General features: G+C 36.4%; 22 protein-coding genes. 17 read left to right on the top strand and 5 right to left on the bottom strand.

Annotated features, from left to right (window positions below):
- Positions 1–5 precede the first annotated feature (5 nt).
- Positions 6–695 carry an amino acid ABC transporter permease gene (locus tag RK01_RS04910; RefSeq protein ID WP_016172175.1) on the top strand — a complete coding sequence of 230 codons (690 nt, stop codon included), beginning with the start codon at positions 6–8 and terminating at the stop codon, positions 693–695.
- Positions 696–719: 24 nt separating this feature from the next.
- Positions 720–1454 carry an amino acid ABC transporter ATP-binding protein gene (locus RK01_RS04905; RefSeq protein WP_016172174.1) on the top strand — a complete coding sequence of 245 codons (735 nt, stop codon included), beginning with the start codon at positions 720–722 and terminating at the stop codon, positions 1452–1454.
- 67 nt (positions 1455–1521) lie between these two features.
- Here RK01_RS04905 and RK01_RS04900 read toward each other — a convergent pair whose 3' ends face one another.
- Complete coding sequence (locus RK01_RS04900; RefSeq protein WP_016172173.1) at positions 1522–1809, bottom strand: hypothetical protein; 288 nt, start codon at positions 1807–1809, stop codon at positions 1522–1524.
- 644 nt (positions 1810–2453) lie between these two features.
- Between RK01_RS04900 and RK01_RS04895 the strand changes: the two genes are divergently transcribed.
- Positions 2454–3767 carry an IS1380 family transposase gene (locus RK01_RS04895; RefSeq protein ID WP_016171469.1) on the top strand — a complete coding sequence of 438 codons (1314 nt, stop codon included), beginning with the start codon at positions 2454–2456 and terminating at the stop codon, positions 3765–3767.
- A gap of 568 nt (positions 3768–4335) precedes the next feature.
- Here RK01_RS04895 and RK01_RS04890 read toward each other — a convergent pair.
- The 4 genes from RK01_RS04890 to RK01_RS04875 form a co-directional block, all read right to left on the bottom strand.
- The gene (locus RK01_RS04890; RefSeq protein ID WP_016172172.1) at positions 4336–5484 is read right to left on the bottom strand and encodes a tyrosine-type recombinase/integrase; all 1149 of its coding nucleotides are present in this window, start codon (positions 5482–5484) and stop codon (positions 4336–4338) included.
- A gap of 164 nt (positions 5485–5648) precedes the next feature.
- Positions 5649–6320, bottom strand: a complete 672-nt coding sequence (locus RK01_RS04885) for a DUF4352 domain-containing protein (RefSeq protein WP_016172171.1) — start codon at positions 6318–6320, stop codon at positions 5649–5651.
- A gap of 78 nt (positions 6321–6398) precedes the next feature.
- The gene (locus RK01_RS04880) at positions 6399–6989 is read right to left on the bottom strand and encodes a hypothetical protein (protein ID WP_016172170.1); all 591 of its coding nucleotides are present in this window, start codon (positions 6987–6989) and stop codon (positions 6399–6401) included.
- Positions 6990–7019: 30 nt separating this feature from the next.
- Positions 7020–7688 carry a LexA family protein gene (locus tag RK01_RS04875; protein WP_016172169.1) on the bottom strand — a complete coding sequence of 223 codons (669 nt, stop codon included), beginning with the start codon at positions 7686–7688 and terminating at the stop codon, positions 7020–7022.
- Positions 7689–7827: 139 nt separating this feature from the next.
- Here RK01_RS04875 and RK01_RS04870 point away from each other — a divergent pair, with 139 nt between their 5' ends.
- The 14 genes from RK01_RS04870 (at position 7828) to RK01_RS04815 (ending at position 14960) form a co-directional block, all read left to right on the top strand.
- Positions 7828–8058, top strand: coding sequence for a helix-turn-helix transcriptional regulator (locus RK01_RS04870; RefSeq protein ID WP_016172168.1), 231 nt, complete (start codon positions 7828–7830; stop codon positions 8056–8058).
- Entirely contained in the window at positions 8055–8207 is a 153-nt protein-coding gene (locus tag RK01_RS13700) for a hypothetical protein (RefSeq protein WP_016172167.1), read from the top strand. The genes RK01_RS04870 and RK01_RS13700 overlap by 4 nt, the downstream gene beginning before the upstream one ends.
- An 85-nt stretch (positions 8208–8292) precedes the next feature.
- On the top strand, positions 8293–8832 hold the full coding sequence (locus RK01_RS04865; protein ID WP_016172166.1) for a hypothetical protein: 540 nt from the start codon (positions 8293–8295) through the stop codon (positions 8830–8832).
- 2 nt (positions 8833–8834) lie between these two features.
- A complete protein-coding gene (locus RK01_RS04860; protein WP_016172165.1) occupies positions 8835–9071 on the top strand; it encodes a helix-turn-helix domain-containing protein in 237 nt (78 codons plus the stop codon).
- A 370-nt stretch (positions 9072–9441) separates the two neighbouring features.
- Entirely contained in the window at positions 9442–10401 is a 960-nt protein-coding gene (locus RK01_RS04850) for a DUF1351 domain-containing protein (protein ID WP_016172163.1), read from the top strand.
- A 2-nt stretch (positions 10402–10403) separates the two neighbouring features.
- Positions 10404–11438, top strand: a complete 1035-nt coding sequence (locus RK01_RS04845; RefSeq protein WP_016172162.1) for an exodeoxyribonuclease X C-terminal domain-containing protein — start codon at positions 10404–10406, stop codon at positions 11436–11438.
- A 55-nt stretch (positions 11439–11493) separates the two neighbouring features.
- Positions 11494–12330 carry a DnaD domain-containing protein gene (locus tag RK01_RS04840; RefSeq protein WP_016172161.1) on the top strand — a complete coding sequence of 279 codons (837 nt, stop codon included), beginning with the start codon at positions 11494–11496 and terminating at the stop codon, positions 12328–12330.
- A complete protein-coding gene (locus RK01_RS04835; RefSeq protein ID WP_016172160.1) occupies positions 12323–12733 on the top strand; it encodes a RusA family crossover junction endodeoxyribonuclease in 411 nt (136 codons plus the stop codon). The genes RK01_RS04840 and RK01_RS04835 overlap by 8 nt, the downstream gene beginning before the upstream one ends.
- A 10-nt stretch (positions 12734–12743) precedes the next feature.
- Positions 12744–13001 (top strand): LexA family protein, encoded by a 258-nt coding sequence (locus tag RK01_RS04830; RefSeq protein ID WP_016172159.1) that lies wholly within the window; start codon positions 12744–12746, stop codon positions 12999–13001.
- Positions 13002–13346: a hypothetical protein gene (locus RK01_RS04825; RefSeq protein WP_016172158.1), complete on the top strand. Its 345-nt coding sequence runs from the start codon at positions 13002–13004 to the stop codon at positions 13344–13346. It begins immediately after the preceding gene.
- A gap of 330 nt (positions 13347–13676) precedes the next feature.
- Positions 13677–14237 carry a DUF1642 domain-containing protein gene (locus RK01_RS04820; protein ID WP_016172157.1) on the top strand — a complete coding sequence of 187 codons (561 nt, stop codon included), beginning with the start codon at positions 13677–13679 and terminating at the stop codon, positions 14235–14237.
- Positions 14234–14401, top strand: a complete 168-nt coding sequence (locus RK01_RS13695; protein ID WP_016172156.1) for a hypothetical protein — start codon at positions 14234–14236, stop codon at positions 14399–14401. The genes RK01_RS04820 and RK01_RS13695 overlap by 4 nt, the downstream gene beginning before the upstream one ends.
- Complete coding sequence (locus RK01_RS13690) at positions 14398–14544, top strand: hypothetical protein (protein WP_016172155.1); 147 nt, start codon at positions 14398–14400, stop codon at positions 14542–14544. The genes RK01_RS13695 and RK01_RS13690 overlap by 4 nt, the downstream gene beginning before the upstream one ends.
- Positions 14541–14960: a hypothetical protein gene (locus RK01_RS04815; protein ID WP_016172154.1), complete on the top strand. Its 420-nt coding sequence runs from the start codon at positions 14541–14543 to the stop codon at positions 14958–14960. Before RK01_RS13690 ends, RK01_RS04815 begins: the two co-directional genes overlap by 4 nt.
- Positions 14961–15079 lie beyond the last annotated feature (119 nt).

Below are 15079 nucleotides of genomic sequence, written 5' to 3'. Positions count from 1 at the left end.
TAAAAATGGACTTTTCTTTTTTAGCTGAATATTATCCATATTTTTTATATGGCACCATTATAACTTTAATTATTTCAGTAGTGACTATTATTATTGGCACCATCATTGGAATTTTGATGGCACTGGCAAAACTTAGTCCCATCGCTCCTTTAAGGTGGGTAGCCAATATTTATATTGAAATTTTTCGTTGTACGCCAATGTTAATCCAAATTATGATTGGTTTTGTATTGTTACAAGGGACATTCTCAGCTCCAACGATTGATATTGGGATTTTAAAGTTGGATTTCACCCGTCTTATTCCCGGACTTATCGTCATCTCTTTAAATTCAGGTGCCTATGTAGCTGAAATTGTTCGTGGTGGAATTCAATCTGTTGATGCTGGTCAAAAAGAAGCAGCAGGGTCGCTGGGATTAAAGCCAATGCAGGCAATGCGTTATGTTATCTTTCCCCAAGCCTTACGAAATATTCTACCACCGATGGGAAATGAATTTATTATTTTGATTAAAGATTCATCTTTACTATCTACTATTGGCATTTACGAATTAATGAATACAGCCCAAATTGTTATTACCAATTCTTATATTCCTTTGGAGCCTTACTTTGTCGCTGCAGCTATTTATTTTGTGATTACCTTTTCCACTGGGCGTCTTTTGGCTTGGTGGGAACAAAAGATGGGTGTTGGTTACAGTCGATAAGTAAAATTTGAAGGAGCGATAAAAATGTCTATTTTAATTGATGTCAAAGATTTGCATAAATCTTTCAAAAATAATGATGTATTAAAAGGAATTGATACCCAAATCAAAAAAGGTGAGTTGGTCGTAGTTATTGGCCCATCTGGTTCAGGTAAAAGTACATTTTTACGTTGTTTAAATTTACTTGAAACACCAACTGAGGGACAAATCTTTTTTGAAGAACAAAATATTACAGATGCAAAAAACGATCTTTATCATATGCGAGAGAAAATGGGCATGGTTTTTCAAAACTTTAATTTGTTTCCCAATATGAATGTGTTAGCCAATATCACATTAGCCCCTAGAAAAGTGAAAAATATTTCCAATTCAGAGGCAGAAAAAATTGCAGAGAAATTGTTAGTACAAGTTGGTTTAGCGGACAAGGCTACTGCTTATCCGCAATCTTTATCTGGCGGACAAAAACAACGGATTGCGATTGCCCGTGCACTGGCTATGCAACCTGATGTGATGCTATTTGATGAACCGACTTCTGCTCTTGATCCCGAAATGGTAGGCGAGGTTTTGCAGGTCATGCAAGATTTAGCCAAAGAAGGTATGACCATGGTAATTGTCACCCACGAAATGGGCTTTGCCAAAGAGGTAGCAGATCGTGTTTTATTTATGGATGAAGGAATTATTATGGAAGAAGGAACACCGACTGCTATTTTTGATCAGCCCAAACATCCACGTACCATTAGCTTCTTATCAAAGGTTCTCGCTTAAAAAACGTGTAAAACTGAAAAGACTGTGACAAAAATATCATGGTCTTACAGTTTTACACGTTTTTATTTTAAGGCTGTTCGTCTGCTTTAGTATCCAGCTCAAAAGGTGAACCGATATAAATATAGCGCGTAGTAATCACGCCATCTGGGTCAGTAGCGGTGACTTCTTGTTTAAAAGGAAAACAAATTCGTTGTCCTAATTTCGTTTCATTGTTATCTGCGATGATTTGAAAATTGGGAGCAGTAGGCAATTCTCCTACAACCTTATCAATAATCATTTCATCAGACATATCGCCAGTTTTGACAATTTTTTTGTAGTCTGCTAAAAAAGCAGCTTGATTTCCTAAAATTTCCATCTGTATAAACTCCTTAATAGTTTTAAATAAAAGTAACAAATATGACTCTAAGTTCAAAAATATCGCTTTCAATAATTTTAGCATATTTTCATTTTTTTGACTGAAATAAGGCTTGTGCTTTGCGGAGAGGATAACCTCGTAAAAATTACTATAAATTACTATATAAATGTAATTTTATATCTTGTAAAAAAACTGCTTATTTCTAAATAAAATTACTTGCGACGGCGCTTGGAATTTTTTTAAATTATGAGAAAATTAAGGCCTCTTTGGATTATTTTTAACATCAATTTTTCTTTTAACCATTTTTCTTGGCAAACTCTTTACCCATGCAGTAGAACCAATTACAACAAAAATACCTACAATGACAATAATATCGTGCACAAGTTATCCATTTCCTTTTTAGTTTTTCTATCACCTTGCTCTACCTAAAATAATTTTGTACTAGTATTTTGTGATTATTCTGGCTGAAAAAGATTGAATAGTTGAATAGTCCTGAATAATTCATAGTTTTCAAAAACGCTTCAAAAACCTTGTTATAACAGTCTATTTTGTTTCGTTTATTCGCACCCTTTGGGTGTACAAAAAGAACCCCAATCTGCTATGGTTAAAGTGACTAAACCTAACCAAAGAAAGGGGTTCTCTCAATGGCAACTTTACACGAAAATCGTCTACTTTTCAATTCAAATGTTACAGTATCTCACTCTGGTGGAAATTTGTCCTCAGATTCCGGCTTAATATTAGCAAAAGAGTTCATGAACAAATTTGAGTTTAGCCAAATCTTATGTAAAAACATCCAGATTCAAGATGACCGACTGTATCATGTTCATGAAAATGAATCTATTCTGGAACAAATCATCTTGCAGTTGATTGCAGGCTATCCTACAGATTCTTCAGCCAATATATTAGCAACGGATCCTATCTTTCAAGCTGTTTTAAGCAAAAAGCGGTTGGCTTCACAGTCATCCATTTCTCGCTTTTGGGATCGGATGTCAACAGAAAATATCGTCCAACTACAAAAGGTTAACCAGATTTTGATTGATAAAGCACGTACGATTCGAAATACGAACGAAATGATTTTCGATTTAGATTCTACTCACAGTGATACCTTTGGAAACCAAGAAATGACCGATTATAATGCGCATTACCAGACAACCGGTTATCATCCACTCGTTGCCTTTGATGGTCTTACCGGAGACTTTCTTAAAGCAGAACTTCGTTCTGGAAATGTCTACACCTCAAAAGGCGTCGCAGCATTTACTCGTCCATTATTTGAGCATTATCACTCTGTGACACCAGTAAGCACTATTATGGTACGTGCAGATAGTGGATTCGCAATGCCTGATTTGTATGAACTTTGTGAAGAGTACGATAGTTTGTATACTATCCGTTTGAAATCCAATCGTAATCTGTACAGAATCGCTGAGCAATTCGTTACCATTAAGGATCATCACGATTGGAGTAAGAAAGAAGTTCATTACTATAACGCCACTTATCAAGCAAAGTCGTGGGGAAAATCCAGAAGGATCTGCATAAAATCAACCAGAGAAGCTAGTGAATTGCTTTTTAGACATGAATTCATCATTACCAATTTTTCAAAAGACGTCTCTCCAGAAATGGTTTTCCAAACGTATTCAAAAAGAGGAACGATGGAAAATTACATTAAGGAAGCAAAAAACGGCTTTTACTTGGATAAAACAGATAGCCCACGTTTTATAGAAAATCATGCTCGTATGATCGTAAGCCTATTGGCTTACAATATCGTGAACTTCATGCGAACATTGTGTTTTACCAATGAAACGAAAGGGTATCAGGTTTCTACTATTCGCTTATTTCTCTTTAAAATTGCTGGAAAGATAGTTCATTCCGGAAGAAGACAATACTTGAAATTAAGTAGTTACCATGTTTACCAGAAGTTATTTTATCGGATTCTACAAAACATTCAGGTACTGCAGTGTTAGTTGCGTTTATTGCGCCATTCAAAAAAATTCGTTAACCATTCGATAGGATGAGTGCGCCCAAAATGAGGTCTTTCTTGAACTTAATCAGTTAGCAAAAATAAATTAAACCCTTTAGAAAAATATTTTTGAGAAAAAGAACCATTGAGCATAAAACTAAACAGATAATTATAAAATTTGGTAGTTTATAAAAAGTATGAATTATTCAGGATAGTAAAATATAGTAAATTTTTTTACAATTAACTTTTTAATAGTCCACTTACATAAGAGACATACTTTGTAATGGAAACAGAGCAATCATCTAAGAGAAAACCCTAAATCGAAAAACTTTGTGTAATTTTTGTGTAATCGAAATAAAAAAAGACCACAAACCCTATTATAATAAGGTTTGTGGCTCTATAATTGAAGCGGGTGACGAGAATCGAGCCTACATTTCAACACGTTTGATTACACATCAAAATGGCTATATACCAAACACAATGTGTAATCTTGTTTTGTAATGAAAATAAATTTTGGGTAATTTGTGGGTAATTGGCTTAATTACTAAAAAATAACACCCCAAAAATATTTTTTATTTTGCCTCTATACCTTTCATGAAATCAAGAACCTTTTCTTTATTCTTTTGTCGATTTTCTTGAGTAGCGGTTGCATAATCATAGGATTGCGCAATATTCTTGTGTCCGACTTGTGATTTAATATAAATTGGGTCAGCTTCGGCTAAAATCATCGCATCAATTTTAGCATGACGGAAAGCGTGAGAAGTGATACGTGGAACATCTGCTAGTTGGCAGGTTTCTTCAATATATTTATTCACATAATCGTTTGTGATAGGCCAAGTATTGCGGTCGTTGACAAAGACTAGTCCTCTTGGATTTTTTAGTTTTCCGAGTAGCATTCTCTCATTTTGAATAGCCTTGTATTTCCTCAATTCACGAAATAAGGAAGAGGGAACGTCAACGTCTCTAATACTGTATGGTGTTTTCGTCTTTCCAAGTCCTCGTTCTTCTTCTTGATATTGATATGCTCTACGTATAGCAATCGTTCCATTTTCTTCATTTAGATCGTCCCAAAGCAGGGCTGCTATCTCTTGATAGCGACACCCCGTATATAGCTGAGTTAAAACAAAATATTTCCCTGTGGAATCCGGTCTTGAGAGCAGGACAGACCGGAACTTTTTAGTGTTCTCTCTACTCATAGTCTTTTCTTTATCGTGAAATGCTTCATCACCAGAAATTTTTGCTCTTCTGCATGGATTAGTTGAGATTAACCCCATATCTAAAGCTTCTAGAAAAACAGATTTTACGATGTCATGCCGATTTTGAACTGTGACCTTTGATAAAGGTCCACCACGATGGCCGCCTTCATTTGCCAACCAATTCAAAAATTTTTGATAGGACAATTTGGTTATACCAGCAACAGTCTGCTTTTCACCAAAAAATCGTTTTAGAGATTTACGAGTTGTTTCATACTTGTTCAAGGTGATTTTTGAAACTTTTCCTTTTTTGAACGTCTCAACGTATTCATCAAAAAAATCAAGCAAACTAACTTTTGTTTGAAGGCTCCCTTTATTCAGTCTAACCAAAAAATCAGCATATTGAGCGTTGACTGCTTTTTTAGTCGTATCCGTAATCATTTTGTTCTTCCAAACATTTGTGATTGGGTCTTTATAGCGGAAACGTATTTGCCATTTCCCGCTAGGTAATTTTTTAGGTTCTGCCATTTAAATTCCTCCGTTCTGAAAAAATTAGATTCAATCAGAAATAACTGTTAAAAGGGTAGATAATTGTATTCTGATTCCAAATATTTCTGATTTCTCACCTTGAAATACGAATGTATGTTCGTTTTGTGGGTAAAAAGAAAAGGCCGAAGCCTAATCTTTATTTTTTAATTTAAATTAATACGCTCTGTTTCAGTTCCCCAAACACCAGTTTGGACTTGTATTTGTGTAGATGGATCGTTGATTGTTTCTTCATTCACGTCAAAAACAACTTTACCAGTCAAACTGCTTTCTGGATTCAATTCTTGATAGAAAAAATCTAGACCGGTACTGCCGGATTCTTGATTAGCTGCAATTGATGCAGATGAATCAGTTTTGAACTCGGTTTTACCTTTGTACAATTTGAAAAAATCATCTGCAATTGTAATGGCCTTATCGCCGTTATTTGTGATAGTTACGTCGAGTACGAGATATTTAGCCTTAGCATTTTGAGCGGTATATTCACCGCCTACTTGATCTTTTACTTCTTTGCTATTAATTACATACTCAACAGTGCCAACAGGAACTTTATCACCGATTTTATATACTTTTTCTTCCTTAGGAGCTTCATTAGCTTTAGTACTTTCTTTTGTTTCTTGTTTATTTGAGTCTGCTACATTGGAAGAACTATTTGCTTCTTTGACAGCATTGTTTTCATCATTGCCGCTACCAAGAGCGCCACCGATACCAGCAACAACTATGACTACTAGAATCCAAAACCAAACTTTCTTATAGAATGGTTTTTTCTCCTTCATTACATAAGTTTTTCCATCTTCCCCAGTTACTTTTTTCTTTGCCATACCAAAAAACCTCCCAGACTTTTCTTTTTTTACTCCCACTTAATGGCAGGTAGCACTGTCGCCAAAAAAAACTGTACATCAACTATTTCCAGATATCTTGTTAAGCAGAATCATATCATTTGAGGCTTTATCGATAATTGCTGAGTAGACTGCACTATCTGTTTTTATTTTTGAACCGACGTGATACCAGATATCTACATTTTCAATTTTATTCTTAGAATTTTTAACCTTAATTTGCAATCGCACTTGAGAAACAGTAGTCACAGTTTTCTTTTGGCCAGTTAGTCCGCCAAGCACGAGCCCTGCTGGCCCAATTAAAAGATTGCCGACCGCCGCGCGACCAACTGATACTCCGCCTTTTGTTATGGTTTTATCGTTTGTCATCAATTCAAAAGCCAGTAAGTCTGACTGATGAAAATCGCTGTTTTTTCGTTTCTTAATTGACCATTCACCAGTTAGATCATTAAAAATTAGATTGTCTGATTCAATGAAATGGTTCTTAGCTTCTTTAGCAAATTCTTTATCAGCGACTTTTTGAGCTTTTTTTTCTTCCTTTTGCTCCAAACGGTCAGGATCATTTTTCCATTCCTTAAATGATTCCACTCCTTTTTCGCTAGCTTGTTTTGTTACATCTAGTGCTTTTTCCTTTAGTTTTCCCCAGTCAACCATTAAAAAACCTCCCTAACATTACGTTCATTTTTACATTTTATCAGTCGGTATTACGCCATATAAAAACGTCCCCAAGATGCAAACGTCTACTTCATCTTCATCCTTGATATATTCCCAAGGTGCGTGGAATTTAGAGAAGGATAGGGGAGTAAACTTAATTCCCTTGTCCGTCTTCGTGACCTGCTTTAAAGTAGCATCATCGCCGTTGATCGTTACGGCACAAATATCTCCGCTTTCCCATTCGCAAGTCCGATGTACGACAGCAATTGCGCCGTCAGGGATGATTCGGTTCATGCTATCACCCAAAATCTTGAGAGCAAATAAATCATTTTTACCATACCTTTTAATGGTAGAAGGTTGGATAAATATCTCACCTTCATAGTCACTAACTAAACCAGCAGGAGCAGAAGCCGCAATCCGTCCAAGAACAGGGATTGAATTGTCTTCTGGAATCATGCCACCTATAACAACTGTGTTGTTAGGAATATTTTCTGGTTTTCTCAACTCAGAACGGCCCAATAAGTAATCTCCAGATACATTAAAAAAATCAGCTATAGAATTTATTACGTCTGTATTAGGTTCAGCTCGTCCTACTTCCCAGCTGCCAATTGTTTGTTGAGAAACTCGTAGAATTTTAGCTAATTCTTTCTGTGTGAGGTTTTTCCCTTTTCTTAGTTCTCTTAATCTCGTCGGAAACATTGAATCCCTCCTCATAAATATTAGTATACTACAATGTGTAGTAGATAAAACTGTGTACAAAAAAATGTAGTAAAAAATATTGACATACTACAAAAAGTAGTATATTATTACTACATAAGCTAGTAAACGAGGTGATCAAATGAATAAGTTGAAAGAAATCCGAGAAAGAAAAGGTATATCCCAAGAAGTTCTTGCAGGAAAACTAAATGTATCCCAAAAGACGGTTAGCTCTTGGGAAATCGGTAGAACAACACCGAAGCCTAGCCAAATGCAACATATTGGCGATATATTCGGGATTCCCAAAGAGGAGATTTTTTTTGGGGCGTTTAACTACAAAAATGAGTTAAATAGTAAGGAGGTAGTAAAATGACCAAGCAAGAAAAAATCAACTTAATACTCGATGCACGGCCTCGTCTGGTGCATATCATCAAATGCGCTAGCGACGATCAATTGGATAGATTAGTCGAGGAGGTTGGTAAAGACTTACAACGAGAACTAGATGAAGCAGCTTTCATCTGAAAGAGGAAACTTTTTCTAAACATAGTATGTCAGAAATATAATCTGAAAAAAATTGGAAGTAATCAGAAGAACAGGAGGATTAGATATGAAAACAGTTTCCCAAGTTTTAAGAGAACCGATTATCAATTGGTTAGTCAAAAGTGAAGTAAGCAAAAAAGAATTATCCCAAGCGTTAAGCGTTTCAAGACAAACGCCAACAGATTGGACGAAAGATAGACCAGCACCTGTAACGCCTGAAAATAGCGTTAGATTAGCTGAATATGCAAATGATACAGAACTAACGATGAGCATTATTTATCAATTTTTTGGCGTATTTAGACCGATGGATGGAGACCTTTATCGTAGAGATTTATCAGCCTCGGACGATTTAAGAGAGCTTGAAGAAAATGAACGTGATGAAGCTAAAGCGCTAGCTCAAAGGGTTTTATTGAAAAGAGTTCAAAAATTGGAATCAAAAGATTTCGATTTACTATTACGGTTTTCCAAAGAACAAGCAGAAGCAGTATTCGCTAATATTCAATATTTAAATGCGTTGTGTGATATTCAAAATATGTCTATACGCGACTTGCTCGAAATATTTATGAAGGACTGGCAACAGGCGGGATATTTTGGAAAGGGGGATTAATCATGAAAAAACAAACTACTAGTTTAACTTTTCGTTTATCGGGAAATCTTCGAGTTTTAATGAATAAAAACAGACCTATTAAAAATATTGAACTTGCAGAAAAAAGCGGCGTTTCCGCAAATACGATAAGCAGAATTAAGTCTGGATGGGATGGAAATTTTCAGGTGGAATTAAACACAGTAGAGAAATTAGCTAAGGGACTGGGTGTTGATCCCATCGAATTATTGAAGGAGGCATAGCATGAAACAACTAAACGCAATCGTATTCTTCTTGATGCCGATAATTATGCTGGTAATCGCATATATTGATATGAGATTTCTATTCATACCAGCGGTAACGTATTATCTATGGTTTTTTAGTGAATACGATGATCTAGTTTATAGTCGCAGACATAAAAAAATAGGCTACCGACCAACCAACCAAAGTCAACGATAGCCTACATGCAATTGATATTCGTGAAAAATATCTTTGCCCTATTTTAACACGAAGGGAGAATGAGAACAATGTTTGATTATGACAAAGCGCTGTCTGATCCTGACAATTGCATTTTTACTAATATAAATCATTCTTAGTTACCAGATGAAGAACACGAAAGCGAGGATGAAGAGAATGACGAATGAAATAGTGGTTCCGGAAATTAAATTTGAAGTAGATTACAAGCCAAGCACAATCGAGATTAAGAATGAAGATTACTTGAAAAAGCTTGTTGACGAAGTTGTTAAAAAATATGGTTCTTTGGTCTTTACAGAAAAAAACATAGCAGAAGCTAAAAAAACTCGAACTGAATTAAACAATTACCAAAAAATGTTAGAAGATCAGCGTAAGGCTGTAAAAAAGGAATACAATGAGCCATTAAAAGTTTTTGAGACAAAAATTAAAGGGTACGTAAAGCAAATAGACAGCGTCAACGATGGAATTAAAGATGGGATTGCTGATTATGAATCAACACAAACACACATACGTAAACAAAAAATTAATGAATTGATTGCTGAAATGTTAGAAGCGCATGATCTCACGGAAAATGATATTCAGGACTTGGAGATTGAAACGTCATTGTTCACACAAGCTGCATTTACAAAAAACGGAAAAGGCGAACCAACTAAAAAAACAATTGAAACAATACACAACAAACTTGGCTACATTTCATTAGAAAAAAAGAGAATAAATGATGATAAAAAAACTGTTAGAGAGTTTGCTGAATTATCAGGCCTAGAGCCTTACGCATGGGAAAGCTTAATTGATCAATCCTTTTCGTCAGCAGATGTAATCAAAAAAATTAAGAAAGCAGTAGAACAAAAAGAAGCTGATAAAGCAGAACAAGAACGGTTACGGATTGCTAAAGAAGAGTATGAAGCGGCCATTAAAATAGTTGAAAAAGAGAAACAAAAAATGATAAGAAAAACGGTTGTTGACTTGGAAACTGGAGAGGTAGTTGCTGATCTTCAAGATGAAGTTATTCCAAACACAATGACCTTTATTTTAGAAATATCAGGAACTCCTCAAGCGCTGATGGCTATGAATAATTTTATGAAAAAAAATAATATCTCATATAGAAAGGTTGCGAAATAAAAATGGCTAATGAATTAGCACCACAAAGTTCATCGATGGATTTAATTATGAACGCTGATATGGAGCAAGTATCACGTCAATTGCAAGCTATCGATAATTTTCAAATTGTAGTTCAAAAAACATTAAGAGCAGAACAAGATTTTGGCACGATACCTGGTACACAAAAACCCACTTTACTTAAACCTGGAGCTGAAAAAATATTAATGCTGATGGGTTTAACAAGCGAATATGAAATTGTTGACAAGGTGGAAGATTATACAAATGGATTTTTCGCATATACTGTAAAATCATCCCTTTTAAAAAATGGTCAATTAGTTACAGAAGGATTTGGGAGTGCAAATACAAAAGAGAACCGCTACCGTTTGAATGAATGGAGCGAAGAAGAACATAAAAAAGTATGGACGGGAGATTATCAAGATCCATACACATTAGTAAATACAGTTCTAAAAATGGCTAAGAAGCGAGCGCAAGTTGATGCGGCATTAACTGTCGGCTCATTATCAAACGTTTTTACGCAAGATGTCGAAGATATGAAAGAACTCCTCCAAAAAGAAACTATGGAAACAATGGATAATAACGGAGCTTCATCAATGAAGGTCACTTTTGGAAAAAATAAAGGAAGAACATTAGGAGAAATATTCAAAACAGATCGTTCGTACGTGAAATGGTTGTCTGAAAATGCTAAGGAAGAGCCTTTAAAACATGCGGCTATGTTGCTTTTAAAGTCAGACGCCAAAAAAGAAATTAAAAAAACAAACGATAAGAAAAATGAGCCAATGACAAACGACCAATTAGCTGAAATTGATTTAATGCTTGATGTTGTAACTAACGCAAATGGAATTGGCATAGAAGAGTATCTATCTAAGAATAAACTCGAAAACTATAAAAATTATTCAAAAGATCAAGCTAATCGCTTCATGAAATTTTTACAAGATCAAGTACCAAAAGAAGACGTAGGTCAAGAAGCTTTATTTGATGATATGGAGCCGCCATTTGAAAGTGAACCTTATACAGGTACATTACCATTTGACGATTAATAAATTTGAGGGAGATTTTCTCCCTCTTAAAATACGAAAGAGAGGAGGTATCTAGTTGCGAATTAATTATATCCGCCAAGTTCAAGCGTTTAATGATCGATTGCTTTCAAATCCGTTATCCAGTGGGCAAATTGCTTTATGGCACGCACTGATGCACATAAACAATAAATGCGCATGGGTAGAGTGGTTTACTGCGGCCAATCTCTCGCTTGAAGCCCTATGTGGTTTATCTCGTCAAGGCATCAATAAGGCCAGAAACGTATTAAAACAGGAAGGGTTAATCGAATTTAAAAGCAACGGAACGAAAGCTACCTCTTACAAAATAATTGTGCTCAATAACTCCACTACGTCAGATAGTTTACAAGCTAGTATACAAGATGGTGTACAAAACAGTAAACAAGATAGTTTACAAGCTAGTATACAAGATGGTGTACAAAACAGTAGCACATTAAATAAACAAAACAAAACTAAACTAAAAGAAATAATAGATGATGATATAGGCATTTTTGAATTTGTTCAGCAAAATTGGCGTGAACAACCAAGAGGGTTACTTCAAGGTTCCATCGTTAACTGGATTAAAACTATCGGAGCACCTATGACGTTATTTGCCTTTCGAGTAGCTTTAGAAAATAAAGTTGAATTAAGAGGACTAAATGCCTATGTATCAAAGATTGTGGAGACATGGAGTTCTAAAGGGATAGATACGCTAGAAAAAGCTGTTGAATCCAACAACGCTTTTAAAGAACGGACATCAAAAGCTAAATCTCCTCGGTATCAGCACGTACCTCAAAAAATCGAAGAAATGCCAGATTGGAATGCACAAAAGCAAAGCAAATTATCGCCAGAGCAACGTGCTGAAATGGCGGAATTGGAGAAGATGTTTAATGACTAAATACACGATTCCGATTCCACCTATTCCGCAGTCGCGCCCTCGATTTAATAGCCGTCAAAAGCGAGCTTATGAAAAGCCTGAAATGACAGCATACAAGAAAGCTGTTCGCTATCATGTTTTAGCAAAAAGACCTTTGACAATTGAAAAAGGAGCAGTAGCGCTTGATGTGTGCTTTTATATTCAACCGCCGCAGTATATTGCGAAAGTTAAAAAGAACGCTGAATCATTGCGACAAGAAATGATGTTTTGCGAGAAAAAGCCTGACATTGATAATTATTTCAAGGCTGTGACAGATGCGTTAAACGGGGTGCTATACAAAGATGACGGACAAATAGCAGTCATGGTTTGTCGCAAAGTGTATAGCTTGAACCCGAGAACAGAAATCAGTATTGATCCGCTTTAGGAGGGAAGACATGGCAAAAACCCATGACGAAAACACCAGTACTAAAATTTTGAAGTTCATTGACGAGTACATTCGTAAAGAGAAATGGGCACCATCAGTTCGTGAAATTGGAAAGGCAGTTTATCTGTCCTCAACATCAACTGTATTCGCACATTTGGAGCGCCTTGCTGGTGCTGGACTGATTGAGAAGCAAACAAGGTCGCCTCGTGCTTTACGAATCACCGAAAAAGGTGCTGATTTTCTTGAAACGTTAAAAGGGGGCATTTAGGTGCGAAACTTTATCACTGTCGATAATCACCTTGTTAGAGGTGAGATTTTCAAAGAAAAAGAATATGAGAATATCATGATAATCGTTGATAAACACAATCGGAGACACGTAGTTAGAAAACAAGAAAAGAGAAAAATTGATCGAGCTAAAAAACTTCGTGATGCCACTCTAATGGCGAAAATCAAAGTCCATTATCCCGACGGCACGTTTACCATTTTTAAGAACGCTCATGAAGCTGGTAAGGCTTTTGATATGACAGCTCAAAATATTTATTACAACACACGGCTAAATCGAGTGATGCAAAAAGGCAAGAGCAAAGGCTTGCGGTTCGAAAAAATGAGATAGGAGGTTGAGTGATGATACCTAAATTTAGAGCGTGGGAACCACAGGAACTTTTACTCTAACCGACGCTTATGAAAAATATCAATCGTTTAACGGTTTGATTTACGTAGTCGCTGATGGAGGATTAAGAGGAGAAATATACCGGTGCAATAATTATGGTAAAGGCAAGTGGCAAAAATATGCAATTACACAAGGTTACGCATAAAAAATTAGAGGCAGCCGACCACTGGCTACCTCAACAGTGAACAGTATGCCTGTTTTCCGCCAGGCATACTCAAATTTTATCAGAATTTTGTGGGATATTCTATAAATAATCATTTTGGAGGAGCAAAAATGAACAAGAAAGAAGTTATTGAATTTTTGGAGAAGAAACGTGAAACGGCGTTGGACAATTTCGAGTATTATCGCGACAAGGAAAACGAAAAATACGAAAAGATGAACCGAGCGCGAGTTGATAGTTATACGCTTGCAATTCAAGCCGTTGAGAAGATGGGAGAAGCCGAGAAGGTGGAAGTACCTGATTTTGTGGCGGAGTGGTTAGAAAATCACCCCGACGCCAAAGAACTTTCTAGCAAATTTAATTGGTGGAATTTATCTGCGGTATGTGGCGGATATATATCAGACCCAGAATACATTTTCGCAAGCTGGTTTAATGACAAGGCGAACAGCTATGGAAATAGACGCACACTTCTTAAAGCTATTTTAGACGGATACACCCTCAAGCCGAAGCGGTGGGTGGTTAAAAGCAAAGACCATATCGGCTTAGAATCGTTCGTTACCAATACGATCATCCCTGTTTGGACGACAGAAGAACCGCTATGGATGACGTTCACCGACAAATCCAAAGCCGAGGCGGTCGCCGTCTTGGTTGAGGGGAGTGTGGAGGAAGTATGAAAAAAGATTACCGATTAATATACAGTCAGAAGTTTATGGGGAAAATTCTACGAGATGTCATTATGAAATATGATAAGACTGTAGCAGAAATGGAAGAAGCGGTGAACGCTTTATACTCTGACCCTCACGTTTTTGAAGCTTGGTACGAGGAGGTGGCAGAATGAAATTTGAGTATATGTCTTTTGATGACAAACATGATTTATTTAGATATGTGACCGCGCGCTCGATTAGGCCTGATAACATACAGCAGATTGTTTATACAGCCAAGGATAGATGGGTTTTGTTTTATTGGGAGGTAGCGGAATGAAATATCAAGGCAAGTCCATGATGAGCTTAAATCAAATGGCAGAAATTGGAATTAAATACCAAGGTGATGGGTATGTTACTGGGTTTCCAATCATTTCTGACAATGATGCTTATATTTTAAATGGCGTGATTGAAGCCAACGAGGAGTATATCGCTATTGAACAGTGGATACCGGTATTTCCAGAATCATTACAGCCTGTCTCTCCCTCTCTCACCGACGATCAGCAGGTCGTGTTGGAGTGGTTGAAGGAAGAAACGCAGCGGCGCAGAAATATCCATGCAGCATTATATTGGTTTTATGAAACTAATGTTGAATTAGACCTGATTCCATCTAGCTTATCAGATGTGGAATGGTGCCAAGTCCTCGCTGCGTTTGCGGAATGGGGCTTGAACTCTTGCCAAAATGGAAACAGTTGAACTGTTAAGCAATCCTTAACGGTTCCACCGGTTGCAAACTGACAAACGGCATTGCATCAACGTTTAGAGTAACTTAAAATCGTCCGTTCTACCGTTCGATAGGCGGGCGATTCGAGTGA

The sequence above is a fragment of the Enterococcus dispar ATCC 51266 genome (genome assembly GCF_000406945.1).
GTDB lineage: Bacteria > Bacillota > Bacilli > Lactobacillales > Enterococcaceae > Enterococcus_C > Enterococcus_C dispar.
The sequence above is the reverse complement of the archived record's forward strand: the minus strand, read 5'-3'. Positions and strand labels throughout refer to the sequence as shown.